Origin of the sequence: Parafrankia discariae (assembly GCF_000373365.1) — a bacterium.
GTDB lineage: Bacteria > Actinomycetota > Actinomycetes > Frankiales > Frankiaceae > Parafrankia > Parafrankia discariae.
In genome coordinates this window covers 247412-272579 of sequence record NZ_KB891208.1, presented here as the reverse complement: position 1 = coordinate 272579, position 25168 = coordinate 247412, and the positions used below count along the sequence as shown (strand labels likewise).

Sequence of the window (25168 nt, the reverse complement as noted above, 5' to 3'; positions counted from 1 at the left end):
GCGCGCTCCGGCGTGCCGCGCCCGTCCGGGATGGGCCGGTCAGGGATGGGCCCGCAGCGCGAGCCGCACCCAGCTCGGCCGCCCGCAGGCGGGGCAGCGCAGCAGTGAGGGGTGCCGCAGTGGCAGCGGGAGATGCACGCTCGGTGTCAGCACCCACAGCGCCCGGCGCAGGCCGATCGTGCTCGTCCGGCCGCAGCGGGAGCAGGTGACCGTCAGGTTCGTCGTGCGCGGGCCGGGCGGGCGCACCCCGCTGTAGAGGGCCCGCTTGCCGTGCGCGTCCCGGCCGATCGACGTCGTCGGCCGACCAGGACCAGAGCCGGGAGCGGAGCCGGAGCCGGCGGGGCCGCCCGGCGGAGGCCCGCCCGGCCGGGCCTCCGCCGGCTCCGGCCCGGCCAGTCCGGAGGCGCTGCGCAGGCCCCCCTTCGCCATCCCCCGGTGGCGGAGCCGGTCGAAGCCCGCCGACGCGCCCGCGCTCACACCGCCGCGCCCGAGACAGCGGTGTCCGGCCCCACCGCGGTGTCCGGCCCGACGGCGGTGTCCGGCCCGACGGCGGTGTCCGGCCCGACGGCGGTGTCCGGCCCGACGGCGGTGTCCGGCCCGACGGCGGCGGGAGCGGGAGCGGCGGGCACGGCGACGGCCGGTCCGGGGACACCCGCGATCGTCCGGGCGTGCGTGCGGTACGCCTCGGCCCCCTTGGAACGGCCGGCGGTGGTGAGAATCGACCGTCCGAGGCCGGGCGCCTCGGCGAACCGCACCGACCTCGCCACCGGCGGTTCGAGGATCTTCACCTCGTAGCGGGAGGCCACGTCCACGACCACGGCCCGGCTGTGCGCTGTGCGCCCGTCGAACAGCGTGGGCAGAACCCCGCGGACCCGCAGCCGCGGGTTCGTCAGCCGCTGGACGTCCGCGACGGTGTCCAGCAGCTGGCCGACCCCGCGGTGCGAGAGCGTCTCGCACTGCATCGGGATGACGACCTCGTCCGCCGCGGTCAGGCCGTTGATGGTCAGCACGCCCAGCGAGGGCGGGCAGTCGACGAGCACGAAGTCGTACTCGGCGGCGATCTCGCCGAGGGCCAGCCGCAGCGCGTGCTCCCGCCCGGTGCGCGAGAGCAGGATGGCCTCGCAGCCGGCGAGCTCGATGGTGGCGGGCAGCAGATCGCTGCCGTCGGGAGTGGACCGGATCACGATGCCCGCGGGCAGCCGCCCGAGCAGCACGTCGTGGACGGACAGCTCGAGGGAGTCCGGGTCGAGCCCGAGCGAGAACGTCAGGCAGGCCTGCGGATCCAGATCGACGAGCAGGACCCGGCGGCCGAGCTCGCACAAAGCGGCGCCGAGGCTGGCCACCGAGGTCGTCTTGGCGACGCCGCCCTTCTGGTTGGCGACAGCGAGAACCCGGGCCACACCGATCAGTGTGCCCACCCGGCCCGACTGATCACAACACCGTACGTGACCGAATGTCGCGCCGAGGGTGACTCTGCGGGCGAACCCCCGCAAGCGGGACGGCACCTTCGGCCACCGAAGTCGACATGTCGGGAGCCGGCGGTGCCCGGGCCGTGTCCTGGGCGTGTCGCGCGGGCAGGGCGTACCCGGGACGGGACGAAGCCCGCGGTTCCGCGGAACCGCGGAACCGCGGAACCACCGACGCGGAGCCGCGGAGCCGCGCGCGGCCGCCCGTCCAGCCGGACCATGGACCGGATACGCCGGGCACCAGTGCGGCCGTGCCTACCGGCGCGCCGACCAGAAGGAGTCATCTGAATGCTCGAGGCCGCCGGTTACCTGGTCGTGGCCGTCCTGCTGATCGCCGGCAACGCGCTCTTCGTCGCCGCCGAGTTCGCGCTCGTCGCCGTCGAACCGCACCAGATCGAGGAGGCGGCGAACGCGGGCGACCGCCGCGCCGGGATCGTCCTGCGGGCGGTGCGTTCGCTGTCGTTCCAGCTCTCGGGCGCGCAGCTCGGCATCACGGTGACCTCGCTGGTCGTGGGCTACATCGCCGAACCCGCCGTCGCCACGCTGGTCGAACCGCTGCTGGACGCCGCCCACATCCCGCCGTCGCCGCGCGACATCACCGCGATCGTGCTGGGGCTGGTGCTGGCCACGGTGACCCAGATGGTCTTCGGTGAGCTCGTCCCGAAGAACTGGGCGATCTCCGAGCCGGTCCGGGTCGCCCGGGCGGTCGCGCCGGCGCAGGTCATGTTCTCGCGGGTGTTCCGGCCACTGATCACCGTGCTGAACGGTTCGGCCAACACCCTGCTGCGGGCCGTGGGAGTGGAGCCGCAGGACGAGCTGCGCAGCGGCCGGTCGTCGGACGAGCTGAGCTCGATCGTGGCCTCCTCGGCCGAGCAGGGCACCCTGCCCGTCACCACCGCGGCCCTGCTCAGCCGGTCGCTGCGCTTCGGCGACCGGCGGGCGTCCGACGTGATGACCCCGCGGGTGCGGGCGGTCTTCACCGGGGCGGACGCCTCGCTGGCGGAGCTGCTGCGCCTCGCCGAGCACACCGGCCACTCGCGCTTCCCCGTCCTGCGCGAGGACGACGAGCTCGGCGAGGACGCGTACGGCGTGGTCGGCGTCGTCCACGTCAAGGACGTGTTCCGGGTCCCGGCACCGGAGCGGGCCCGGCGGGTGGTGTCGGAGCTCATGGTCGAGCCGCTGCTGGTGCCCGCGTCGCTGCACTGCGAGGTCCTGCTGCGCCGGCTGCGGCGCGGCGGCCTCCAGCTCGCCGTCGTCATCGACGAGTACGGCGGCACGGACGGCATCGTGACGATGGAGGATCTCGTCGAGGAGCTCGTCGGCGACGTCGACGACGAGCACGACCGCCCAGCACCGCCCGACGCGGTGGCCCTCGGCGCCGGCCGGTGGATGCTGTCCGGGCTGCTCCGCCTGGACGAGGTACGCGAGGCGACCGGGGCCCGCCTGCCCGCCGGCCCCTACGAGACCATCGGCGGGCTCGTTCTGGCCCGCCTCGGCCGGCTGGGACAGCCGCGTGACGTCGTCCAGGTCGAGGGCCACGAGCTCGTTGTGGCCTCGATCGACGGCCACCGCATCGACCGGGTGCGGCTCAGCCCGACGGAAGCCACTGCGGAAACCACGACGAAGCCCACGGCGGAAGCCAACGGCGAGACACCCACCCGGTCCGAGCGGGCGGGCGACCGATGAACCTGCTGGCTGTTCTCGTCGGCGTGCTGCTGCTCGCCGGGAACGCGTTCTTCGTCGGCGCCGAGTTCGCGCTGATCTCGGCCCGGCGCGACCGGGTCGAACCGATGGTGGAGGACGGCGACAAGCGGGCGGCGGCCGTCCTGTCGCATATGGAGCACCTCTCCCCCATGCTCGCCGCCACCCAGCTCGGCATCACCGTGTGCTCACTGGCCCTCGGCGCGGTCGCCGAGCCGGGGGTGGCACACCTCCTCGAGGCCGCGCTCGACGCGGCGAGCGTCCCCGTCGGCGCGCAGCACGCGGTCGCCTTCGTGATCGCGCTGTGCATCGTGGTGTCGCTGCACATGGTGCTGGGCGAGATGGTTCCGAAGAACCTCTCGATCGCCGGCCCGGAGCGCGCGGCGCTCTGGCTCGGGCCGCCGCTGTTCGCGTTCGCCCGGTTCACCCGGCCGTTCATCGCCTTCCTGAACCACTTCGCGAACGCGGTGCTGCGGCTGCTGCGGGTCACCCCGTCGGACGAGCTGGCCTCCGCCTACACACCGGCGGAGCTGGGGGCGCTGATCGGGCAGTCCCGACAGGAGGGCCTGCTGCCCCCGGGGGAGCACGAGTTGCTCACGCACGCGCTCGAGCTGTCCGGACGGACCGTCCGCTCGGTGATGATCCCGCTCTCGGAGATCGTCACCGTGCCGTGGACGGTCACCGCCGCCCAGTTGGAGGAGGCCGTGGCCGAGACGGGCTACTCGCGGTTCCCCGTCCGCCTCCCGGGCCGGGACTCCGGCAGCGAGCCGGGCGGTGCCGGCGGTGCCGGCGGCGACAGTGCCGGCGGCGACGACGGCGGGGCGGGGCCCGTCGCGGAGCTGGCCGGGTTCCTGCACGCCAAGGACGTCCTCGGTGTTCCCGAGCAGGAACGCGCGGAGCCGCTGCCGCCCCGCCGGCTGCGCCGGATGGCCGAGATCGGCGTCGACCTCCACCTGGACGAGGCGCTCCGCCTCATGCAGCGCACCAACAGCCATCTGGGCCGGGCGGTGGACGCGGCCGGCACCACCCTCGGCGTCGTCGCCATGGAGGACGTCGTCGAGGAGTTCGTCGGCGAGGTGGAGGACGCCAGTCATCGCGAGACGGCCGGCCCCCGACCGTGATCCCGCCGGCCCGGCACTCCGCGTACCCCCGCGGGCCCGGGCGGCGGGACGAGCGGTCAGCCGACCGCCGGGGCGGCGGTCTGGATGACCTCGAAGGACCAGAGATTGGCGCCGGACGCGGCCGGCCCACCGGGAGCACCGTGACCGGCAGGAGCACCGTGACCGGCGGGGGCGGCGTCGGCGGCGGGCTGGCCGCCGGGGTGGCCCTGGCCGGACGACGCCTGCACGCCGGCCGCCCGGTGGCCTTCACTGAACGCCATCGAGGACTGCCACTTCTGGAAGTCCTCCTCGCTGCGCCACCGGGTGTAGACGAGGTAGGTGTCGGTTCCCTCGATCGGGCGCAGGAGCTCGAACCACTCGAACCCGTCCGCCTTCTCGACCATCCCGGCCCGCCCGGCGAACCGCGACTCCAGGGTCTCCCGCATCGCCGGGGGGACCGTGAGGACATTGATCTTCACGACGCTCATGACCGTCACGGTAGTGCGCGGTGCCGCGCCGTGACGCCGTCGATCCCCACGTGTGGCGCATGGCCGCGGCCGGGGCCTCGGCGCCATCCCCCGCCCGGACGGGCACTACAGTCGGCGAGCGTGTCCCGACTTCCCCGGCTGGCCGTGGTCATCGACGCCGGTTCCGGTCCCGCCGGGCCGCTCTCCGGCGCCGGCACGGCCGCGCTCATCGCCCTGGTGGACGGCGGACTGGACGGCGTCGGCGTGCTCGCCGGCGACCCGGCCGGCCCACCGGCCCGGGAGGCCGCCCGCGCGCTCGGCGAGTTCGGCATGGCCGACCGGCTCATCGTCGTCCCCGGCCCGCTCGTGCTACAAACCGGCGCGGACGGCGGTGGCCCGTTCGAACTGGCCGGCGTTGGTTCCGCCCGCCTCGGTGCCGTCGGCGCCCTCCCGGCCGGTGCCGGTCCGGGGCTCACCCGCCTGGACGCGGTCGTGTTCGTCGGCACCCCGCCGACCGCCCCGTCGGCGACCGTCCCGTCGGCGGGTGACGGGGCCGAGCCGGGCCGGGTGGGCGCCTCGCGGGCCTGGAGTGGGGAGTACTTCTTCGGCGGCGTGTTCCACCAGGAGGTGGAGGGGCTGTACCGGGTCTCGGCCGAGCCGGAACTGGCCGCCGCCCAGGGCCGCTGGATCGGCGAGTACCTGCGCGGGCGCTATCTGCTGCCCTCACGCCCGGCGATGGTGAGCGCGGCGGGACGGCTCACCGGCGGCCCCCCGGCGGACGGCGCCGGACAGGTGCGCCGCCGCCGGTACCTTCGCGCGCTCGCCCGGGAGGTGCGGCGCGGGCATGCCCGCGCCGCGTCCGCCGGCTACCCCCTGCCGGTCCCGGCCCACCAGAACTGACCAACCAGCCCCACCTCGGGCACCCCCACCGTGACCGCCGGCCACCCGTCGAAGCGAGTCGCCTCAGCCGCTCCATACGCCGCTCGGACAACTCGCTTCAGCAGCGCCCCGGCATGCACGCCGATCGTCCGGGCGGGGTGCTGGTCAGGAGTGGGTCGGGGGGGTGCGTTCGAGGTGGCGTAGGCGGTCGGCGGCGGCGCGCAGCGTCTCCAACCGCTTCGGGAAGCCGAACCGGATGATGTGCCGGCCGTCGGCCGGATCGGCGTAGAAGGACGAGCCCGGGACGGTCGCGACCCCGAGTTCGCTGACCAGCCGTCGCGCGAAGGCGACGTCGTCGCCGGCCGGGTCCAGGTCGGTGGTGTCGCACATCACGTAGTAGGCGCCGTCCGGGGGACGCAGCGCGAACCCGGCGTTCTCCAGCACGCCGCAGAGGAGGTCACGGCGCGCCCGGTACTCCTGCGCGAGCCCGGCGTAGTACTCGGGCGGCAGTCCCATCGCGGCGACGCCGGCCGCCTGCAGCGGCGCGGCGGCGCCGACCGTGAGGAAGTCGTGCACCTTGCGGATCGCCTCGGTGTACGGAGCGGGGGCGACGGTCCATCCGACCCGCCAGCCGGTGACCGCGTACGTCTTCGACAGCGCGTTCACGGTTACCGTGCGGTCCTCCAGGCCCGGCACGGTCGCCGGTGGGATGTGCCCGCCCGGCTCCAGATAGTGGATGTGCTCGTAGATCTCGTCGGTGAAAACCAGGATGTCGTGCCGCTGGCAGAGCTCCGCGACGAGGGCGAGCTCGGCGGCGCTGAACACCTTGCCGGTCGGGTTGTGCGGCGTGTTGACGACGATCGCGCGGGTCCGGTCCGAGCAGGCCGCGCGCAGCTCCGCGGGGTCGATGGACCAGTCCGGGCCGTGCAGGCGCACCAGGCGGGGGATCGCGCCGGACAGGATCGAGTCGGGGCCGTAGTTCTCGTAGAACGGCTCGAAGAACACGACCTCCTCGCCCGGGTCGACCAGCGCCAGCATCGCGGCGATCATCGCCTCGGTGGAGCCGCAGGTCACACAGATCTCGGTGTCCGGGTCGACCGTCCAGCCGGGATAGGTGCGGCCGATCTTGGCGGCGATCGCGGCCCGGAAGTCGGCCGCTCCCCAGGTGATCGCGTACTGGTTGACGTCGGCGTCGATGGCCGCCTTCGCCGCCTCCTTCAGCTCGGGTGGGCAGCTGAAGTCCGGGAAGCCCTGCGCCAGGTTCACCGCCCCGTGCCGCAGCGCGAGCCTGGTCATGTCCCGGATCACGGACTCGGTGAAGGTCTGCGCCTTCGCCGAGATCCGCATCGCCGGGCCGGAGGCCCCGGCGGTCACGTCCCGTTCGCGGCCCACCCGCGCCGGCTGGTCTGTCGTCTCCTCGGCCACGGACACATGATGGCGTGCGGTATCTCAGCGTGCGGGGCCCTTGGCCACGGCGCGCAGCGCGGAGGCCGCTGCCGCCTGCGCCGGCCAGCTGGCCTGGGCGACGGGCGGCGGCGCTGGAGGCTGCGGCGGCGACACGAGCGGTACCGCCCCGGCCCCCGCCATGGCCGCGGCCGCCGCGGGAAAGAAAGCCGCGCCGAGTGGGAACGCCGGGTCGGACAGGATCGCCGGGTCGAGCGCGATAGCGGTGCCCGGCATGACGGCCGAACCGATCGAGATGGCTGGTCCGGACGAGCCCGCCAAACCGGACGAGCCCGTCAAACCAGACGAGAAGCCTGAACCAGGGCGGAAGTCCGAACCAGTCGGGAAGGTCGAACCGGGCGAGAGCGCCGAACCCGGCGGGAAGGCCGAACCCGATGCGGCCGAATCCGAGGAGAAAGCCGAACCGGACGGGAAAGCCGGATCGGAGGAGAAGGCGGGGTCGGGCGGGACAGCCGGACCGAAGGGCGAGATGCTGGGGCCGGGGCGCGGGGCCGCCCCGACCGACCCCGACCACGCCGACCCCGACCGCGCCGGTGCCGGCACCGGTCGCGTTGGTGCCGGCCCGGCCGCGTTGGGCGGCGGGCACACCCGGAACTCGGAATGCCGCCGCCACACGGTGAGCTGGCACAGGCCCGGCCGCACCGTCCAGGTGCGCCGGTCGAGATGGTCCTCGATCCGGACAGGCAGTCTGGTCACCGGCTCGGCGGCACGCCGGTGACTCCAGGCGTGCGCGGCCTCCCAGTTCGCGAAGACGCCGACGAACCGACCGTCGCCGTCGAAGACCTGGAAGCGGCCGGCCTCCCCGGCGGTACCGCCGCCCGCCGCTCCAGCCGGAGCCGGACCGTTCGGGCTCGCGGAGCGCGAGCTCGGTTCACCCACCATCACGATCACCCCGTCCGATGATTCACCGCCCACCACGATCATCGGCGGACCCGACACCCAAAGCAAGATACCGGACACTTAGTGTCAGACAGGGGCGGGATCGTCGCACATGCATTCACGATGATTGTGCATCCATTGTTCCCAGCCCCCGCCCACTTATGCTGAGATCATGACGCTCAGGCTACATTGCCATGCTAACGGTTATATTTAGCGAACTACTTCAGCGAATACAAACGCCATGTAGTGCGGCGGCGGCGAAAACCGGCACCCACCCGGGCGCGCTTCGCCGGCCGAACGGTCCGGCGCACAGGCGGTCACGGCGTGACCAGTGACCGCGAACGGTAACCGCGCGCGGAACGACGCGCACCGCACCCAGGCAAACCAGTGACAGAGAGGCACCATGTCCGAGCACACCAGCGGGGGAAGCCCCACAGTGCGCCGTCGGCGGCTCGGCGCCGAGCTCCGCCGACTTCGGGAGCAGGCCGGCCTGTCGGCGGACGACGCCGCGCGTCATCTCGAATGCTCACCCTCGAAGATCAGCCGGGTCGAGACCGGGCGGACGCCCGCGCGCCTTCGCGATGTGCGCGACCTGCTCGATCTGTACAAGCTGCAGGACACGTCCCGGCGGCAGGCGCTGCTCGACCTGGTGCGCCAGGCCAAGGAGCAGGGGTGGTGGCAGTCCTTCGGCGACGCGGTGCCGGAGTGGCTGGAGACTCTGATCGGCCTTGAGGGCGACGCACAGGCCATCCTCACCTACGAGTCGGCGCTCGTCCCCGGCCTGCTGCAGACCGAGGAGTACACGCGGGCGCTGGCCCTGGACTTCGACCGGGACGGCTCGCCGTCCGAGGCCGAGCGGACGGTCGCGTTCAAGCGGGAGCGCCAGAAGCGGCTGAGTCAGAGCGGCTGGCCTCAGGTCCGGGTGATCCTCGACGAGGCGGTGCTGCGCCGGCCGGTCGGCGGGCCCGGCGTCCTGCGCGGCCAGTTGGAGCATCTGCTGGCCGAGGCGGCCCGCGGCCGGGTCACCATCCAGGTGATCCCTTTCGAGGCCGGCGGCTACCAGGCCCAGGGCTTTCCGTTCACCCTGTTCGAGTTCCCGGACGCCCGAGACCAACCCGTGGTCTATCTCGAAGAACTTGCCGGCGCGATGTACCTGGAAAAGGCTCACGAGGTTCAGCGCTATAAGGTCGCCTTCGAGAAACTGCGGGCCTGCGCTCTCGGTCCTGACGAGGCAGGCGCCATGATCACGCGCATAGTCGAGAAGGTGAAACAGGAGTGAAGGCTTACACGGGCGGCATCGCTACGGGCGATGTCGAGACCCTCCATTGGCGGACCAGCAGCCACAGCCAGCCGCGTGGCAACTGTGTCGAATGGGCACCCGGAACCAGCTCGGCATACGTACGGGACTCCAAGGACCGCGCCGGTGGAACACTGGAGTTCTCCGAGCGGTCGTGGTCGTCGTTCGTCAGCGCCGTCCGCACCGGCACGCTGAACTGACCGCACCCACATCCCCGGGACCGCCGCGGGGTGATCCCGGATTCGGTCGCGGTGGCCGGTACCAGTCCGTCCGACTGGCGCCGGCCACCGCGGCTGGCCGAAAGGCAGTGCCCGGGTCAGGACGTCAGATCGAACTCGCCGTCGCCGAGTCCCGCGGTGAAGGCGTCCCACTCGTCGTCGGTGAACAGCAGGACCGGTCCGACGGGCCGGTCGGAGTCGCGCATGGCCATACCGCCGGGGATCCGCGCCACCTCCACCCGGTTGGCCGTGCCGCCGTCGGCTCGGGCGGAACGCCACGAGGCGCTGGCGAGATCGTGCTCGGAGAGGGCGAGTTTGCGCGGCACCGGTACAGCTCCCGAACTGGTCAGAGCGGATGGGACGCACAGCCGTCAGCGCACGTCACACCCGCGCCCCGGCCGTGCCACCCCCCGTCCCGGAGCTTAGAAGCCACAGCCCGGACGAGCACACGAAGACTACTGCGAGTCACCAGGATGGCAGCAAACTGCCAGCCGCCCGGCTCGTCCTACTCGGCCAGCGCCGCCCAGGGCTCCCGGTCGGGCGAGACCGCCCGCCCCTGCGGGCAGTGCCGCCGGAAGTCACACCAGGAGCACAGCGGGCCGGGGGTGGGCGGGAAGGCGGCGTCGACGTCAGCGCCGGCCCGCAGCCGTTCGGTCGCCTCGGCCGCGTCCCGCGCGACGGACTCGGCGCGCCGCACGTGCCGGGCCGTCGACTCCTCGGTGTGCTCGGCGACGGCGACGGTTCCGCTCGGGAGATGGTGCAGCTCGACCCGCCGGCACGGCCGGCGCAGCATCCGCCCCGCGGCCAGGGCGTAGAGGGCCAGGGCCGAGGACCCACGCGCGTCGTCGTCCGTCGGCGCCCGCCGGCCGGTCTTGTAGTCGACCACGACGAGCTCACCGCCACGCTCGTCCAGCCGGTCGACCCGACCGTGGAAGGCCAGCGTGTCCGTCCGGGTGGCCACCTGGCGCTCCACCGCCCGCGGCTCCGCGGCCGGGTCGAGGCCGGCGGTGTAGGCCTCGACCATCCCCGCGGCCCGCTCGCGCCACGCCGCGGACTGCGCGCCGTCCCGGAAGCCGTCCTCGACCCATCTGGCCCGCAGCAGCGCCCCGGCCCGCTCGGGGGTGCGGGCCGGCAGGGGGACGTCCCACCAGCGGTGCAGCGCGTTGTGCACGCTGACGCCGACCGAGGTGTGCGCCCACGGCGGGCCCTTCGGCGGCGCCGGCCGGTCCAGGTAGGTCATCCGGTACCGGCGCGGGCAGTCCTCGAAGCTCGCCAGGCGAGAGGGGGTGCAGGAGAACAACCGGCGGGGCATCTCGGCCAGCTCCATCTGGTCCATTCGACGATCATCTCACCGCGCCGGCTCGCGCACGGCCTCACATCCGCCCGTTCTGGACTCCGCGGCCCCCGCGGTGGCATGCTCGACCCATGGAGTGCGGTGGGCCACACATGCGCACGGCCCAGCTGGCGAGCGTCGCACAGCTGGGCGAGGTAGCGCGGTTGGCCGAGGTCACGCGGCCGTGTCTCGGCCTGGTCGGCCTTCTTCCACCGCGACCCTTTTACGGGGGCCGGGTTCGGTCCCCGCTCGGCCGCTGATCTCACGCGGCTCCGCGCCAGACCACAGCCCGGCGACACCCGGGCCCCTTGTGGCGCGGGCTGCCGGGCCCGACCGAAGGGCCCACCCGTGACGAACGCCGTCGACGCCGCTTCCGGCTCCGCCGCCGCCAGCTCCGCCGCCGTACCCGCCGACGCTCAGCCCGCCATCCCCCAGCCCGGTACCGACCCGTCCGCGCCGCGGACGATCGCCTCCATCGACGAGGGACGCCAGCTGATCGACGACATCGACGCCAGGCTGCGGGAACTCGTCACGGCCCGCAAGGAGCTGTCCCGCCAGGTCCAGGCGCTGCGCGCCGAGGAGGGCGGGCCACGCATCCAGCACGGGCGGGAGAACGAGATCATCGCCAGCTGGGCGGACGACCTCGGCCCCCGCGGCGTCGAGATCGCCGTCGCCGTGCTGACCCTCTGCCGCGGCAACCTCCCCTAGCCGCCGGCTCTCCCGGTCCCCGGTCGCCGGCTCCCCGGGTCGCCGGGCGGCGGGTCGCCGCCGGGCGGTCGGACCGGCTGGCCCGAACGGCTGTTGCCGGCGGGCCCGACCGCTCCGTTCGGCACGGCGCCCAGATCCTCGCGGCGGCGCCGGCGGTCCCGTCTGTCCCGCCGGCCGCCGTCGGCGCGGGTGCCGTCGAGGTCCGCGAGCAGGATCTTCAGCTCGGCCCGGAGGAAGTCCCGGGTGGCCAGCTCGCCGATGGAGACCCGCATCGCGGCCAGCTCGCGGGCCAGGTACTCCGTGTCGTCCCGGATGCGTACCGAGGCCTCGCGGTCCTGCGCGAGGTTCGCGCGGTCCCGGTCGTCCTGCCGGTTCTGCGCCAGCAGGATCAGCGGCGCGGCGTAGGCGGCCTGCAACGACAGCGCCAGCGTCAGGAAGATGAACGGGTAGTTGTCGAACCGCAGCGACGGCGGCGCCGCGAAGTTGTAGACCAGCCACACCACGACCACCACGGTCTGCACGGCGATGAACCGCGCGGTGCCCAGGAACCGCGCGATCCGCTCGGCGACGCGGCCGAACGCGTCCGGCTCGTAGCTCGGCCGGATGTGCGCCCGGCGCGACGCCCGCGGCTGGTCGAGCCGCTCCCCCCGGCGACGCAGCAGCCCGCTCATGTGGCCGCGGGAGCGGTACCCACCTCACCGCGCCCGCCCGGATCCGGGTCGCCGGCCGGCGGGGCGCTCATCGCCCCCGGCGGCATCTCCTCCTCGCCGTCCGGGGTGGGCTGGCTCTCCCGCCAGTCGGACGGCAGCAGGTGGTCCAGCACGTCGTCCACGGTCACCACCCCCACCAGCCGTCCCGCGTCGTCGAGGACGGGGGCGGCCACCAGGTTGTACGAGGCCAGATGCCGCGTCACCTCGGGCAGCGGGGTGTCCGGCCGCAGCGGGGTGATGTCGACGTCGATCACCCCGCCGACCAGGGTGCTCGGCGGCTCGCGCAGCAGCCGCTGGAAGTGCGCGAGGCCCAGGTACCGCCCCGTCGGCGTCTCGTAGGGGGGACGCACGACGTACACCTGGGCGGCCAGCGCCGGCGAGAGCTCGGGCTCGCGGACCCGGGCCAGCGCCTCGGCCACGGTCGCGTTCGGGGCGAGCACCACCGGTTCGCTGGTCATCATGCCGCCGGCGGTGTCGTCGGCGTAGACGAGCAGGCGGCGCACGGGTGCCGCCTCCTCGGGCTCCATCAGGCGCAGCAGCCGTTCGGCCTCCTCGGCGGGCAGCTCCCCCAGCAGGTCGGCGGCGTCGTCGGGGCCCATCGCCTCGAGCACGTCCGCGGCGCGCTCGGCGGCGAGACCGCCGAGCAGCTCGACCTGCTCGTCCTCGGGGAGCTCCTCGAGGACGTCCGCGAGCCGCTCGTCGTCGAGCGCGGCGGCGACCTCGGCGCGGCGCTTGCGGGACAGGTCGTGCAGCAGCGACGCGAGGTCGGCGGGCCGCAGCTTCTCGAACGCGGCGAGCAGGTTCGCCGCGCCCTGGCCCTCCTCCGGCAGCGAGAAGCCGGTCACCTCGTCCCAGCCGACGGTGCGGACCTCGCCGCGCCGGCCCCGGCCGACCCGCACCGCCACCTGGTCGAGGACCCAGTCGCCGGTGCGGGTGGGCTCGATCGCCGCGTCGACGACGGTCACCTCGCGGCCGGCCGGGCTCGCGGCGCCGGAACCGGCCCCGGTTCCGGCTCCCCCGCCGCCCCGGCCGGTCGAGTCGGCGCTGGGCTGCAGGAGCGTGACCCGGCGGTCGAGCAGCTCGGCCAGCACGCGCGTCTCGTTCGGCCGCTGCGCGAAGCGGCGCCAGCTCAGCCGGGCGGACGACAGCACCACCGCCCCGGACTCGACGCCCGTCACCCGGGAGATCGGCACGAAGATCGGCCGGCGCTGCACCTCGACGGCCAGCCCGAGCACCCGTGGCGGCTCATGCCCCAGCCGCAGCGTGACGATCACATCGTGGACCCGGCCGACCTGGTCGCCGTTCGGGTCGAGCACCAGCAGCCCCGCCAGGCGACGGCAGTACACCCGGGCGGGTCCCGGCCGGGCGGTCACCTGGCCCCGGCCGGGACGGACCGGTGAGTGGCGGGCGGAACGGCCCGGCTGGTGGCGGGCGGAACCGGGACGGGGGCCGCGTGGGGTGTCGGCGGAGCAGAAGGGGCCGCAGGGGTCACGGCCGGAGGCTACCCGCGTGCCGGCCGGCCGCAACCAGCGCGGACGGTCAGCGGCGCCACACCGGTGCTCACAGGTACTGGCGGGACGGCCCGACCATCGCCCGCACGGTGCGCCCGTCGTGGAACTCGCCGATGGCGGTCATCACCCAGGTGGGCGCCCCCGGCTCCCGCTGGAGGCGGCACATCACCAGCCCCGTCGCCGGCTTCGACTCCGACAGGTCGAACCGCACCAGCTCCTGGTTGGTCTGGTCGTCGACGAGCCGGCAGAAGGCGTTGCGGATGTCGGTGAAGGACTGCCCCTGGAAGCTGTTCACCGTGAAGATCAGGCTGACGACGTTCTGCGGCAGCGCGCCGAGGTCGACGAAGATGGTCTCGTCGTCGCCCTCGCCCTGGCCGGTGAGGTTGTCCCCCGAGTGGCGGACGGCCCCGCGCGCCCCCTTCTTCGACATGAACCAGACCTTGTCGACGTCCTTCCCGCGGTCGTCGAACAGGATGCAGGACGCGTCGAGGTCGATGGAGCGGCCCTGCTGCGCGGGGTCCCAGCCGAGGCCCATCCGGACCCGGACCAGCGGCGGGGCGCCGGTCTTGACCAGGGACACGCTCTGGCCCTTGCGCAGCGAGACCCGGCCCTTGTCCAGGTTCACCCGGCCGGGCACCGCACCGGCGGGCGCGCCGGCCCCGACCGGGGCGCCGGGCGGCGGCCCCCACTGCTGCGCGGGCGGCGGGCCCCACTGCTGCGGGTTCGGCGGCGGCGGCGCGCCGGGCGGACCCCACTGCTGGCCGGGCGGCGGCCCCCACTGCTGACCGGGCGGCGGGGCCTGCGGCGGCGCGCCGGGCGAACCCCACTGCTGGCCGGGCGGGGGTACCTGCGGCGGCGCGGCGGGCGGCGCCCACTGCTGGCCGGGGGGAGGACCCCACTGCTGCGGGTTCGGCGGCGGCGGGCCCCACTGCTGGCCGGGCGGGGGCGAGACGACCTGCGTCGGGGCGTCGTACTGTGCCGGCGGCGGGGCTCCGGGACCCGCGGCCGGTGCCGACGCCGCGGCGTTCCCGGAGCCCGGGTCGTCGACGGTGATCCCGAAGTCGGTGGCGATCCCGGCCAGGCCGGAGGCGTAGCCCTGGCCGACGGCACGGACCTTCCAGGCCCCGGCCCGGCGGTACAGCTCGACCAGCACCAGGGCCGTCTCGCTGCTCAGCCCGGCCGGGTCGAACCGGACGACCTCCTGGCCGCGCGCGTCCCGCACGACCACGGCCAGGCCGCGCACGGCGGCGAAGGTCGGCGGGCCGGCGGCGCCGTCCAGGCTGCCGGTGACCACGACCTTGTCGATGTCGGACGGCACCGCGCCGAGCGTGAACTCCAGCGCCGAGGGCGGCGCGAGGCGCACGCCGGGACCGGCCGGCTGGTTGAAGAAGACGAAGTCGGCGTCCCCCCGCACCTTGCCGGACGGGGTGACCAGCAGCGCGGCGATGTCGAGCGGGGTGGACGACGACACCTCGACCCGCACCTCCGTCGTCGGAAGCGGGGCGTTCGCGCCCTTGCTTAGCACCTGTGCCATGTGGGCCCTCCCATCCGCCGTCACAACGAACTGCCGCGGCGTCGCGATCCTACGATCGACCGCTATGAGCGCAACCGACGATCCCACCCACGACGACGATCCGATGTACGACAGCCTGCCGCGCGACAGCTCCACGTACGCCGGAAGGGATGTCGGAACAGGCGCCGGCCTCGCGGCGGACCTCGGCCCCGACGAGGTGCTGCGGCGCGTCGAGCGGCACCTGACCGGCCGGTTCGGCCCGGACACCGGCCGGGCCGGCGTCACCTTCCTCGGCACCGAGCCGATCGAGATCCTCCGCTTCGGGCCCGACCCCGACGGCGTGGTCCGCTATGTGACCCTCGGGATGGCCCGTGAGCCGATGACGCCGCCGGAGGCCACCGTGCGCGACCCGGCCGGCCCGCGGGCCGAGCTCGTCCTGTCACTGCGCGGGCACCGCGAGGGCACGGCCCGGGTGCTGGCCGTGCTCGCCGCCGTGCCGGTCGTCGAGGGACGTCCGGTGGTCGCCGGTGCCGGGCTCGACCTCGGCGAGCCGCTGTGGGACGGTGCGCGGTTCACCGCCGTCCTGATCGGTGAGCCCGGCGGGCTGGTCCCCGACCTGGAGCTCGCCGCCGAGGATCCCGCCGCGGCCGCCGCCGGGGGCGCCACCCGCCCGGCGGGCGCGCCGGCGCCCGTCCACTTCCTTCCGCTGTTCCCGATGACTCCCAACGAGGCCGCCTACAAGCGGGTGCACGGCGCGACGGCCATGCGCCAGCGCTGGCTGGACGCCGGTACGGACCTCCGGGACCCCGACCGCGCCGAGGTCGGCCTGGACTGAGCCCCACGGCGGTTCGGCGGCCGGGTGACTCAGAGCTCGACGCCGGCCAGCACCATCACCCGTTCGACGGTCAGGTCGGCCATCGCGGAGCTGACGCCCTCCCGGCCGAGCCCGGAGCCCTTCACCCCGCCGTAGGGCAGCTGGTCGGCGCGGTAGGACGGGACGTCCCCGACGATCACACCGCCGACGGCCAGCGTGCGGTGGGCGCGGAAGGCCGTGGCCAGATCGTGGGTGAACACGCCGGCCTGCAGCCCGTAGGAGCTGTCGTTGACGCGGGCGAGGCCGTCGTCCAGGCCGTCGACCGGTTCGAGCACCAGCACGGGGCCGAACACCTCCTCGCGCACCACCGCCGCGTCCCGCGGCACGCCGGTTAGCACGGTGGGCGCGAACGCCGTCCCCTGCCGGATGCCCCCGCAGAGCACTGTCGCGCCGCGGGCCACGGCCTCGCTCACCCAGGCCTCGACCCGCTCCGCCGCCGGGATGTCGATCAGCGGGCCGATGTCGGTGGCCGGGTCGGCCGGATCCCCGCCGCGCAGCTCGAGGACGGCCGTCACGATCTCCTCGCGGGCCCGGCCGAACAGCGAGCGGTCGACGAACACCCGCTGCACGGCGACGCACGACTGGCCGGCCTGGTAGTTCGAGAACAGCGCGATCCGGCGGGCGGCGTGGCGCAGGTCGGCGGGGCTGGCGTAGTCCGCCGCGATCAGTACCGCCGCGTTCCCGCCCAGTTCGAGCACGACGTGCTTGCGCGGGACGGCGTCCCGGATCGCCCAGCCGACCCGCCCCGACCCGGTGAAGGACACCACCGGCAGCCGTGGGTCGGCGACCAGGGCGGGCATCCGGTCGTCGGCGACGGGCAGCACCGACCAGGCGCCCTCGGGCAGATCGGTGTCGGCGAGCAGCTCGCCGAGCAGCAGGGCCGACAGCGGTGTGCGCGGCGCGGGCTTCACCACGATCGGCGCGCCCGCCGCGATCGCGGGCGCCACCTTGTGCGCGACGAGGTTCAGCGGAAAGTTGAACGGCGTGATGCCCAGCACCGGGCCGATCGGGAACCGCCTGGTCAGGGCGATCCGGCCCTCGCCGGTCGGGTCGGTGTCGAGCCGGTCGAGGTCGCCGGCGAACCGCCTGGCCTCCTCCGCGCCCCACCGGAAGGTCGAGGACGCCCGCGCCACCTCGGCCCGCGCCCAGGTGATCGGCTTGCCGGACTCGCTGGTGATCAGGCTGGCGATCTCGTCCCCGCGCCGGGCGATCGCCCGCGACACGCTGCTGAGCGCGCCGGCTCTGACATGGGCGGGAAGCGCCGCGCAGGCGGGCGCCGCGCGGACGGCGGCGACCAGCGCGTCCTCGACGTCGCCGTCGCCCGGCCGGGCGACCGTGCCGACGAGCCGCCCGTCGAACGGGCTGCGGACCTCGAACACCTCGGCCGCCGAGCGGCGCCGGCCCGCCACCCAGAACCGCGTCGCCGACATCCTGCCCCCACCGCCCGAGCCGCCACCCGAACCACCGCTGGCGCCGCCACCGGGGCCGTCACCGCCCGGGCCCGTGGTTCTGCCGGCGACCCGGATGGTGCCGTCGGTCGCCGTCCCCGCGCTGGTGCCGGCGCCCGCGCCGGACCATCCCGGAAGGCCGTCGTCGATCACAGGACCACCTTCTCCTCACCGACGGCGGTGAACGTCCCGGGCGTCCTTCCGGCCCGGCGCCCGTCCCGCATGATCAGCGGAATCATCGTGGCCCCTTCCGGCCCGCACGCAGCCGAACCGGACGCGGACGCGCGGATTCGCCGATGTCCCCCGCGCCACCCGACCCCACAGGACAACAAGTGTCCACGACGGGAACACCGCCACTCATTCGGGACCTCACCAACGGAGCTCCGAGACCCCACACAGAGACAACCGGACGCCGCCGGGCGTGGCCCGGCGTGGACTGATCGCGTCCGGCCGGCGGGACGTATGTTGGCGGGGCCGGCGCTCAGGCGGACCACGGACCACGGACCACGGGCCACGGACACCGAGCGGCGAGCGGCGAGCGGGGACCGATCGGGGCTGCGCCAGGCAGGAGAGATCATGAGTGAGACCGGCCAGGCTCAGCCGCCCCCGAGTGGCGGGCCCGGACTGCCTCAGGTCCGCCGGCTGGTCACCGCCGTACCCGGGCCGCGCTCGGTGGAACTGGCGGAGCGCCGTTCCCGGGCGGTGGCCCGCGGGGTCGGCGAGACCCTGCCCGTCTACGTCGCCGCGGCCGGCGGCGGCGTGCTGGTGGACGTCGACGGGAACTCGCTGATCGACTTCGGCTCCGGCATCGCGGTGGTGAACGTCGGCAACGCCGCCGACAGCGTCGTCGACAACGTGCGCGCGCAGGCCGGGCTGTTCACCCACACCTGTTTCATGGTGACCCCCTACGAGGGCTACGTCGCCGTCTGCGAGGAACTCGCCCGGCTCACCCCGGGGCGGCACGAGAAGCGCTCCGCGCTGTTCAACTCGGGCGCCGAGGCGGTCGAGAACGCCGTGAAGATCGCCCGCGCCCACACCGGGCGGTCCGCCGTCGTGGCGTTCTCGCACGCCTACCACGGCCGGACCAACCTGACGATGGCGCTGACCGCGAAGTCCATGCCCTACAAGCACAGCTTCGGGCCGTTCGCCCCGGAGATCTACCGGATGCCGATGGCCTACCCCTACCGCTGGCCGGGCGGCCCCGCCGCGTGCGGGGAGCAGGCCGCGGCCCAGGTGGTGGAGACGATCACCGCGGAGATCGGCGCGGAGAACGTCGCCGCGCTCGTCATCGAGCCGATCCAGGGCGAGGGCGGCTTCATCGTCCCCGGCACCGGCTTCCTGCCCCGGCTGGCCGAGTTCTGCGCGGCCTCCGGGATCGTGTTCGTCGCCGACGAGGTCCAGACCGGCTTCGCCCGCACCGGCGACATGTTCGCTTGCGAACACGAGGGCGTCGTCCCGGATCTGATCGTCACCGCGAAGGGCATCGCCGGCGGCCTGCCGCTCGCCGCGGTCACCGGGCGCGCGGAGATCATGGACTCACCCCATGTCGGCGGACTCGGCGGGACCTACGGCGGCAACCCGCTCGCCTGCGCCGCCGCGCTCGGCGCGATCGCCACCATCGAACGTGAGAACCTCACCGGCCGCGCCCGCCACATCGAGCGGCTCGCGCTGCCCCGGCTGCTCGCCCTGCGCGACCGGTACTCGTTCGTCGGGGACGTCCGCGGCCGCGGCGCGATGCTCGCGCTCGAACTCGTCGCCGACCCGGCCGAGGGAGCCCCACCCGGCCCGCCCGCGCCCGACCGGATGGTGACGGTGGCCGCGGCGGCCGAGGCCCACCGCCGCGGGCTCGTCCTGCTCACCGCGGGCACCTGGGGGAACGTGCTGCGCCTGCTGCCCCCCCTCGTGATCCCCGACAACCTCCTTCTGGAGGGCCTGGACATCCTGGACGAGGTCTTCGCCCACCTCGCCGGTCACCACCCCCGCGCCTGACTCCCCGCGGCCGGCTGGAAAAGCCGGCCGGAGCCGCCACTCCCCGCCACCGGGATGCCTGATGGCGACCGGTGTGTCACGGCCCGGCGCGACGTCCGGGCGGGTCGACCGACATCTGCCACCGAGGTGGACAAGTCCCGCCGCCCAAGCATCAGAACCGGGCTGGCTGGGCATCAATCGTCCACCAGCCGCACGTGGAGGCGGAGGATGACTGTGGCTCCGACTGTCGTAACTCGCACCATCGGTCGCCCGGAGACCGAGATATCCGGGAACGGGTCGTCCCTGGAGGGACCCCCCGGGAGCGGACCCCCCAAAAAAAGCTCACTCCCCGCGTCGCCCGGCGGCGGGCGGTGACCGCCCCGCCGGTATGCCCGGCGTGTCTGGGCGGCCTGGTGCCGCCGAACCTGTGGAGTGACAGGTGGCGGTGCGAGTCGCACGGCGATGTCGAGCCCTTCCACGAGGCACGGTCCTCTCGTGAGCAGGTGCTGCGGTCCCTGGGGCGCAGCAGCCGGGTGCCGGTGTGGCTGCCGTCCCCGATGCCGGTCCACTGGTTCGTGAGCGGCGTCGGCTGGGCGGGTGACGAGCGGACCGGCGCGCACGCGACCGCGTTCGCCGCGAGCGGGCCGTCGCCGGTCGGCGGGCCGGCGGAGATGGTGCTGGTGGCCGAGACACCGCGGGTGGGCCTGGGCAGCCGGCTGGCCGGGCTGACGGTGCCGGATCCGGAGCGTCTCGACGAGGTGCCCGAGGCCAAGATCGAGGCGGCGGGGCACCCGACGGCGCTCTGGCCGATAGCCGCACCGCCCGACCGGGCGGCGTTCGTCGGCGAGGCGCTGGGTGTCTGGCTGTGGTGCGTGCTGTGGCCGGCGGACGCGGCGCTGCTGCTGCTCGAGCATCTCGTCATGGAGGACCTGCGCGACGATCCGCGGCTGGTCGACCGGCTGCTGTTCGGCGCGCCCGGCTCGCACCTGTCGACGCGCTGACCCGAGCGCCCGCCCGACCCGAACACCGACCCGACCCGACCCCGAACACCGACCCGAGCCGAGTGCTCATCCGGGCCGGCGTCCCGGCAGGCCGTTAACCTGGCCTGCCGGGACGCCGGGCGGTCCGGCCGCGGCGGCGACATGAACCGGCGCCGGTCCCGCGATCGAATGTACGGCACCTTTCAGCGCGCTACGATTCTGGCGCCCGCCCGTTCGACAGGTCAGAGCCGGGAGCCGGAGTGACAATTCTGCGCGAGCCGTCCGGCCACGCCGTCGAACAGGCCGAACCCGGGCACCTCCGGCCGCGCACGAACATACTGGGATACCTTCGCACCACTTCACACAAGGACATCGCCGTCCTGTACGCGGTGACGTCTTTCGGGTTCTTCGTCTTCGCCGGAATCCTGGCGATGATGATGCGCGCCGAGCTGGCCCGGCCGGGTCTGCAGTACTTCTCGAACGAGCAGTACAACCAGCTCTTCACGCTGCACGGCACGCTCATGCTGCTGCTGTTCGCGACGCCGCTGGCCTTCGCCTTCGCGAACTTCCTCATACCGCTGCAGATCGGGTCTCCGGACGTCGCCTTCCCCCGGCTGAACGCCCTTTCGTACTGGTTCTTCCTGTTCGGCGGGCTGATGGTCGTCGCCGGCTTCCTCAGCCCGGACGGCGCCGCGGACTTCGGCTGGTTCGCCTACGCCCCGCTGAACAACAAGACGTTCAGCCCGTCGGTCGGGGCGGACATGTGGATCCTGGGCCTCGTCGTCTCCGGGCTCGGGACCATCCTCGGCGCGGTCAACATGATCACCACGATGCTGACCCTGCGCGGCCCGGGCATGACGATGTTCCGTCTGCCGATCTTCTGCTGGACGTTCCTCGTGACGTCCGTGCTGGTGATCGTCGCGTTCCCGGTGCTGGCCGGGGCCCTGCTGTCGCTGGAGGCAGACCGGCGCTTCGGCGCCCACGTGTTCGACTCGGAGAACGGCGGCGCCATCCTCTGGCAGCACCTGTTCTGGTTCTTCGGGCATCCCGAGGTCTACATCATCGCCCTGCCGTTCTTCGGCGTCATCAGCGAGATCATCCCGGTCTTCTCCCGAAAGCCCGTCTTCGGCTACAAGGGCCTGGTGTTCGCCACCATCGCCATCGGCGCCCTGTCGATCGTGGTCTGGGCCCACCACATGTTCGTCACCGGCGCGGTGCTGCTGCCCTTCTTCGCCGTGATGTCGTTCCTGATCGCCGTCCCGACCGGCATCAAGTTCTTCAACTGGATCGGGACGATGTGGCGGGGCAACCTGAGCTTCGAGACCCCGATGATGTTCTGCCTCGGGTTCCTCGTGACGTTCCTGTTCGGTGGGCTGACCGGGGTGCTGCTCGCGAGCCCGCCGATCGACTTCCACGTCAGCGACAGCTACTTCGTCGTCGCCCACTTCCACTACGTGGTGTTCGGGACGGTCGTCTTCGCGGCGTTCGCCGGCACGTACTTCTGGTTCCCCAAGCTGACCGGCCGGATGATGGACGACCGACTCGGGAAGATCCACTTCTGGACCGTCTTCCTCGGTTTCCACCTGACGTTCCTGGTACAGCACTGGCTCGGCATGCAGGGGATGCCCCGACGGTACGCCGACTACGGGCCGAATGACGGATTCACCACGCTGAACACGATCTCGACCGCCGGCAGTTTCCTGCTCGGGGTCTCCACGCTGCCTTTCATGTACAACGTGTGGAATTCCTACCGCCGCGGCCCGCTCTCCGTCGTCGACGACCCGTGGGGATACGGGAACTCCCTCGAGTGGGCGACGTCGTGCCCGCCGCCCCGGCACAACTTCCACGAGCTGCCGCGCATCCGCTCCGAGCGCCCCGCCTTCGACCTGCACTACCCGGAGGTCGCCGGCGCCGCCGACTACCACGCCACCCCCGAGCTGCGCTAGCCCCCGCCAGCCGGTTCAGCCCTGGGGCGGCGTGAGCAGGCGCAGAGCCCCGGGCCGCACGACGATCTCAGCCGGGAGGTCGGCGATCGGGTCGCCGTCCGCGTAGACCTGGAACGGACGGTCCGCCTCCACGACCAGCCGCTCGGCCCGCCGCACCTGGACGTAGGGGACCTCGACGTGCCGGCCGGAGAAGATGCGCGGGAACAGCCGGAGGAAGGTGAGGCGCCCGGTGCGCGCGACCAGGACGATCTCCAGGCGGCCGTCGGCGATGTCGGCATCCGGGGCGAACTTCATCCCGCCGCCGTAGTACGGCCCGTTCGCCGCGCCGACCGTCCACCCGACGTGCTCCAGCGGCGGCTGGTCGTCGATGGTGACGGTGAACCGGGCCGGCTTCCAGGCCGCCACCCCGCGCAACGCCGCGTAGGTGTAGACGCTCTGACCGGACAGCCAGGTCGTCCGGTTCGCGATCACCTGGACGTCGGAGTCGAACCCGAGGCTGGCGATCCCGACGAACGGCACCCCGTTGGCCTCCGGCAGGTCCACCCGGCGTTCCACGGCCGCGACGAGCGCGGTGGCGGCGAGCGCCGGGTCGCGCGGGACGCCCAGTCCACGGGCGAAGTCGTTGCCGCGGCCACCGGGCAGCACGGCCAGCACACCGCCCGACCGGGCGACGGCGCCCGCCACCCGGCCGACCAGGCCGTCACCGCCCAACGCGACGGTCACCCGGCCCGCCGCGACCGCCGAACGGGCTAGTTCCTCGGCGTGCTCCAGGCTTTTCGTCGTCTCGACGGAGACGTCCTCGGCCCAGCGGGCGAGCGCCGAGCGGACGCCGTCGAGGACCTTCGCGGCCCGGCCGCCGCCGGCCTTCGGGTTGACCACGACGGTGAGCCTCGATCGGTCCACCGCCGCGTCGGGTACCTCGGCCCGTGCCGCGGTGCTGGTGCTGGCCGTGCCCGGCTCGGTCATCCGCCGTTTCCTCCCCGCCGACGCCCTGCCGGCCGCGGCAAAGCCTATGGCCACCGGCCACCCGCGGCCCCACCGCCGACCCCGGGCGATCCGCGGCGGCCGCGGGCCGCTCAGGCCTCGTGCGCGCCGGGTGTCCCGGCCTCGACGACCCAGGTCGCGTCAGTCGAGGCGGGGGCGTCGCGCCTGGCGATGGTCTCGACGACCCGCATGTCGGCCCGCCACTCCTCGGGCGTCACGGTGACCCGGGTGTAGCCCCGAAGATCACCGCGGAAATAGCGCACGTGCGGGTTGAGCCGCGCGTTGTTCTCCCGGACGAAGTCCTCGCTGACGAGGAAGAAGCCCGAGCTGATCGACGTGCAGACGAACTCGGTGGCGATCACCGGGGTCTCCGGGCGGTCGAAGTCGACCCGCAGGTCGTTCACCCAGGCGCAGTGGATGTCCCCGGCGAGCAGCACCGGGTTCGCGACCCGGGTGTCGCGCACGGCCGAGAGCAGGCGCGTCCGGTAGGGCACGTAGCCGTCGTTCTGGTCGAGGTTGGTGAGCACCTCGGAGCCGGGGAGCTGGCCGTGCAGCTGGGCGGCCATCGTCTGCTGGGCGATGACGTTCCAGCGCGAGCGGGAGGTGCGCAGGCCGTCGACGAGCCAGGCCTCCTGGGCGGTGCCGGACATGGTCCCGGCGGTGTTGTCGTCGCCCAGCCGGACGGCACCGATGCCGTCCGCCGGCGACCCGGGCTGCGGGGTCCGGTACTGGCGGGTGTCCATCACGTTGAGCGTCAGCAGGTCACCGAAGGTGAGCCGGCGGTAGATCCGCAGGTCCGGCGAGCCCGGGTCGAGCTCGGCGCGGATCGGCATGTGCTCGTAGTACGCCTGGTAGGCGGCGGCCCGCTGCCGGGCGAAGGCCTGCCGGTCCTGGTGCCGGTCGCCGGTGTCGCCGCTCTCGTCGACCAGACCGGCGTAGTTGTTCTCGACCTCGTGGTCGTCCCAGGCGACGACCCAGGGGGCCACGTGGTGGGCGGCCTGCAGCGCGGGGTCGGCCTTGTACTGCCCGTAGCGGTTGCGGTAGTCGGCGAGCGTCTGGAGCTGGTCGAACCCGGGCTTCTCGGGGGTGGTGTGCCGGCGGTCGGGGTACCTGCTGTCGGGGTCGTACTCGTAGATGTAGTCCCCGACGTGCAGGACGAGGTCCGGGCGGTCACCGGCGATCGCGTCGAAGGCGGGCCAGTAGCCGTTCTGGAAGTCCTGACAGCTCGCGAGCGCGAACGACAGCTCACCACCGGGCGAGCCCGGCGCCGCCGCGGTGCGGGTCCGCCCGACCGGGCTGAGGACGTCGCCCGCCCGGAACCGGTAGTAGTAGTCCCGCCCGGGCTCCAGACCGCGGACGTCCACATGGACCGAGTGGGCGAAGGACGTCGTGGCGAGCTGGGTGCCGGCGCGGACGACGTCCGCGAACCTCTCGTCCCGGGCGACCTGCCAGTCGACCTCGACGTCACGCCTGGGCATACCCCCGCCGGCGGTCGGTTCGGGCGCCAGCCGGGTCCAGAGGATCACCCCGTCGGGCAGCGGGTCACCGCTGGCCACGCCGAGCGAGAAGACCCCGTCCCGGATCCCGGGGATGGGCGTCGGCGCGCGCAGGGTCGGCGCCGGCGACGGCGCCGACCCGGAGCCACCGCCGCAGCCGGCGACGACCGCCGCGGCCAGGCCGCCGATCCCACCGAGGAGCACCGCCCGCCGGCCCGGCCGCATC

General features: G+C 73.8%; 23 protein-coding genes. 10 read left to right on the top strand and 13 right to left on the bottom strand.

The window, feature by feature from the left end; translation table 11 throughout:
* Window positions 1-39: 39 nt before the first annotated feature.
* Both B056_RS41885 and B056_RS36275 read right to left on the bottom strand, forming a co-directional pair.
* Complete coding sequence (locus tag B056_RS41885; protein ID WP_026239632.1) at window positions 40-477, bottom strand: hypothetical protein; 438 nt, start codon at window positions 475-477, stop codon at window positions 40-42.
* Complete coding sequence (locus B056_RS36275; RefSeq protein WP_230202966.1) at window positions 474-1400, bottom strand: ParA family protein; 927 nt, start codon at window positions 1398-1400, stop codon at window positions 474-476. The genes B056_RS41885 and B056_RS36275 overlap by 4 nt, the downstream gene beginning before the upstream one ends.
* 354 nt (window positions 1401-1754) lie before the next feature.
* Between B056_RS36275 and B056_RS0112620 the strand changes: the two genes are divergently transcribed.
* Both B056_RS0112620 and B056_RS0112615 read left to right on the top strand, forming a co-directional pair.
* Window positions 1755-3152 carry a hemolysin family protein gene (locus B056_RS0112620; RefSeq protein ID WP_018502228.1) on the top strand — a complete coding sequence of 466 codons (1398 nt, stop codon included), beginning with the start codon at window positions 1755-1757 and terminating at the stop codon, window positions 3150-3152.
* A complete protein-coding gene (locus tag B056_RS0112615; protein WP_018502227.1) occupies window positions 3149-4288 on the top strand; it encodes a hemolysin family protein in 1140 nt (379 codons plus the stop codon). The genes B056_RS0112620 and B056_RS0112615 overlap by 4 nt, the downstream gene beginning before the upstream one ends.
* Window positions 4289-4344: 56 nt before the next feature.
* On the opposite strand, the gene B056_RS0112610 is transcribed toward B056_RS0112615, so the two are convergent.
* The gene (locus tag B056_RS0112610; protein ID WP_018502226.1) at window positions 4345-4755 is read right to left on the bottom strand and encodes an antibiotic biosynthesis monooxygenase family protein; all 411 of its coding nucleotides are present in this window, start codon (window positions 4753-4755) and stop codon (window positions 4345-4347) included.
* Window positions 4756-4875: 120 nt separating this feature from the next.
* Here B056_RS0112610 and B056_RS0112605 point away from each other — a divergent pair, with 120 nt between their 5' ends.
* Window positions 4876-5634: a hypothetical protein gene (locus B056_RS0112605; RefSeq protein ID WP_018502225.1), complete on the top strand. Its 759-nt coding sequence runs from the start codon at window positions 4876-4878 to the stop codon at window positions 5632-5634.
* A gap of 144 nt (window positions 5635-5778) precedes the next feature.
* On the opposite strand, the gene B056_RS0112600 is transcribed toward B056_RS0112605, so the two are convergent.
* Both B056_RS0112600 and B056_RS42690 read right to left on the bottom strand, forming a co-directional pair.
* Window positions 5779-7044 (bottom strand): pyridoxal phosphate-dependent aminotransferase, encoded by a 1266-nt coding sequence (locus B056_RS0112600; protein WP_018502224.1) that lies wholly within the window; start codon window positions 7042-7044, stop codon window positions 5779-5781.
* A gap of 18 nt (window positions 7045-7062) precedes the next feature.
* Window positions 7063-8016: a hypothetical protein gene (locus B056_RS42690; RefSeq protein ID WP_230202965.1), complete on the bottom strand. Its 954-nt coding sequence runs from the start codon at window positions 8014-8016 to the stop codon at window positions 7063-7065.
* Window positions 8017-8359: 343 nt separating this feature from the next.
* Here B056_RS42690 and B056_RS0112590 point away from each other — a divergent pair, with 343 nt between their 5' ends.
* Window positions 8360-9235 carry a helix-turn-helix domain-containing protein gene (locus tag B056_RS0112590; protein ID WP_026239631.1) on the top strand — a complete coding sequence of 292 codons (876 nt, stop codon included), beginning with the start codon at window positions 8360-8362 and terminating at the stop codon, window positions 9233-9235.
* Entirely contained in the window at window positions 9232-9453 is a 222-nt protein-coding gene (locus B056_RS0112585; protein ID WP_018502221.1) for a DUF397 domain-containing protein, read from the top strand. The genes B056_RS0112590 and B056_RS0112585 overlap by 4 nt, the downstream gene beginning before the upstream one ends.
* Window positions 9454-9569: 116 nt before the next feature.
* Here the strand turns inward: B056_RS0112585 and B056_RS0112580 are convergent, their stop codons facing one another.
* Window positions 9570-9797: a DUF397 domain-containing protein gene (locus B056_RS0112580; RefSeq protein WP_018502220.1), complete on the bottom strand. Its 228-nt coding sequence runs from the start codon at window positions 9795-9797 to the stop codon at window positions 9570-9572.
* Window positions 9798-9976: 179 nt separating this feature from the next.
* Window positions 9977-10807 (bottom strand): RecB family exonuclease, encoded by an 831-nt coding sequence (locus tag B056_RS0112575; RefSeq protein ID WP_018502219.1) that lies wholly within the window; start codon window positions 10805-10807, stop codon window positions 9977-9979.
* Window positions 10808-11152: 345 nt separating this feature from the next.
* On the opposite strand from B056_RS0112575, the gene B056_RS0112570 reads away from it, so the two are divergent.
* On the top strand, window positions 11153-11512 hold the full coding sequence (locus tag B056_RS0112570; RefSeq protein WP_018502218.1) for a chorismate mutase: 360 nt from the start codon (window positions 11153-11155) through the stop codon (window positions 11510-11512).
* Here B056_RS0112570 and B056_RS0112565 read toward each other — a convergent pair.
* The 3 genes from B056_RS0112565 to B056_RS0112555 all read right to left on the bottom strand — a co-directional run bounded on the left by B056_RS0112565 (window position 11509) and on the right by B056_RS0112555 (window position 15267).
* Complete coding sequence (locus B056_RS0112565) at window positions 11509-12183, bottom strand: DUF1003 domain-containing protein (protein ID WP_018502217.1); 675 nt, start codon at window positions 12181-12183, stop codon at window positions 11509-11511. The two genes, B056_RS0112570 and B056_RS0112565, sit on opposite strands and share 4 nt — an antisense overlap.
* On the bottom strand, window positions 12180-13568 hold the full coding sequence (locus B056_RS0112560; RefSeq protein WP_018502216.1) for a magnesium transporter MgtE N-terminal domain-containing protein: 1389 nt from the start codon (window positions 13566-13568) through the stop codon (window positions 12180-12182). The genes B056_RS0112565 and B056_RS0112560 overlap by 4 nt, the downstream gene beginning before the upstream one ends.
* A 214-nt stretch (window positions 13569-13782) precedes the next feature.
* Window positions 13783-15267 carry a TerD family protein gene (locus tag B056_RS0112555; protein ID WP_018502215.1) on the bottom strand — a complete coding sequence of 495 codons (1485 nt, stop codon included), beginning with the start codon at window positions 15265-15267 and terminating at the stop codon, window positions 13783-13785.
* Between the two features lie 64 nt (window positions 15268-15331).
* Here B056_RS0112555 and B056_RS0112550 point away from each other — a divergent pair, with 64 nt between their 5' ends.
* Complete coding sequence (locus tag B056_RS0112550; protein ID WP_018502214.1) at window positions 15332-16081, top strand: suppressor of fused domain protein; 750 nt, start codon at window positions 15332-15334, stop codon at window positions 16079-16081.
* A gap of 29 nt (window positions 16082-16110) precedes the next feature.
* Here B056_RS0112550 and B056_RS0112545 read toward each other — a convergent pair whose 3' ends face one another.
* On the bottom strand, window positions 16111-17550 hold the full coding sequence (locus tag B056_RS0112545) for an aldehyde dehydrogenase family protein (protein ID WP_026239628.1): 1440 nt from the start codon (window positions 17548-17550) through the stop codon (window positions 16111-16113).
* 594 nt (window positions 17551-18144) lie between these two features.
* Between B056_RS0112545 and gabT the strand changes: the two genes are divergently transcribed.
* The 3 genes from gabT to ctaD all read left to right on the top strand — a co-directional run bounded on the left by gabT (window position 18145) and on the right by ctaD (window position 22462).
* On the top strand, window positions 18145-19557 hold the full coding sequence (gene gabT / locus B056_RS0112535) for a 4-aminobutyrate--2-oxoglutarate transaminase (RefSeq protein ID WP_018502211.1): 1413 nt from the start codon (window positions 18145-18147) through the stop codon (window positions 19555-19557).
* 71 nt (window positions 19558-19628) lie between these two features.
* Complete coding sequence (locus B056_RS0112530; RefSeq protein WP_326828226.1) at window positions 19629-20537, top strand: DUF6758 family protein; 909 nt, start codon at window positions 19629-19631, stop codon at window positions 20535-20537.
* A gap of 239 nt (window positions 20538-20776) precedes the next feature.
* Complete coding sequence (gene ctaD / locus B056_RS0112525; protein WP_018502209.1) at window positions 20777-22462, top strand: aa3-type cytochrome oxidase subunit I; 1686 nt, start codon at window positions 20777-20779, stop codon at window positions 22460-22462.
* 15 nt (window positions 22463-22477) lie between these two features.
* Here the strand turns inward: ctaD and B056_RS0112520 are convergent, their stop codons facing one another.
* Together B056_RS0112520 and B056_RS0112515 are read right to left on the bottom strand one after the other, a co-directional pair.
* Complete coding sequence (locus B056_RS0112520; protein WP_018502208.1) at window positions 22478-23428, bottom strand: diacylglycerol/lipid kinase family protein; 951 nt, start codon at window positions 23426-23428, stop codon at window positions 22478-22480.
* A gap of 110 nt (window positions 23429-23538) precedes the next feature.
* Window positions 23539-25167 carry an alkaline phosphatase D family protein gene (locus tag B056_RS0112515; RefSeq protein ID WP_230202973.1) on the bottom strand — a complete coding sequence of 543 codons (1629 nt, stop codon included), beginning with the start codon at window positions 25165-25167 and terminating at the stop codon, window positions 23539-23541.
* Window position 25168: the final 1 nt, after the last annotated feature.

Coding starts and splice junctions, on each gene's coding strand:
- B056_RS0112620 (WP_018502228.1), top strand. CDS start 1,755: ATGCTCGAGGCCGCCGGTTACCTGGTCGTGGCCGTCCTGCTGATCGCC.
- B056_RS0112615 (WP_018502227.1), top strand. CDS start 3,149: ATGAACCTGCTGGCTGTTCTCGTCGGCGTGCTGCTGCTCGCCGGGAAC.
- B056_RS0112610 (WP_018502226.1), bottom strand. CDS start 4,755: ATGAGCGTCGTGAAGATCAATGTCCTCACGGTCCCCCCGGCGATGCGG.
- B056_RS0112590 (WP_026239631.1), top strand. CDS start 8,360: ATGTCCGAGCACACCAGCGGGGGAAGCCCCACAGTGCGCCGTCGGCGG.
- B056_RS0112575 (WP_018502219.1), bottom strand. CDS start 10,807: ATGGACCAGATGGAGCTGGCCGAGATGCCCCGCCGGTTGTTCTCCTGC.
- B056_RS0112565 (WP_018502217.1), bottom strand. CDS start 12,183: ATGAGCGGGCTGCTGCGTCGCCGGGGGGAGCGGCTCGACCAGCCGCGG.
- B056_RS0112555 (WP_018502215.1), bottom strand. CDS start 15,267: ATGGCACAGGTGCTAAGCAAGGGCGCGAACGCCCCGCTTCCGACGACG.
- B056_RS0112550 (WP_018502214.1), top strand. CDS start 15,332: ATGAGCGCAACCGACGATCCCACCCACGACGACGATCCGATGTACGAC.
- B056_RS0112545 (WP_026239628.1), bottom strand. CDS start 17,550: ATGTCGGCGACGCGGTTCTGGGTGGCGGGCCGGCGCCGCTCGGCGGCC.
- gabT (WP_018502211.1), top strand. CDS start 18,145: ATGAGTGAGACCGGCCAGGCTCAGCCGCCCCCGAGTGGCGGGCCCGGA.
- B056_RS0112520 (WP_018502208.1), bottom strand. CDS start 23,428: ATGACCGAGCCGGGCACGGCCAGCACCAGCACCGCGGCACGGGCCGAG.
- B056_RS0112515 (WP_230202973.1), bottom strand. CDS start 25,167: ATGCGGCCGGGCCGGCGGGCGGTGCTCCTCGGTGGGATCGGCGGCCTG.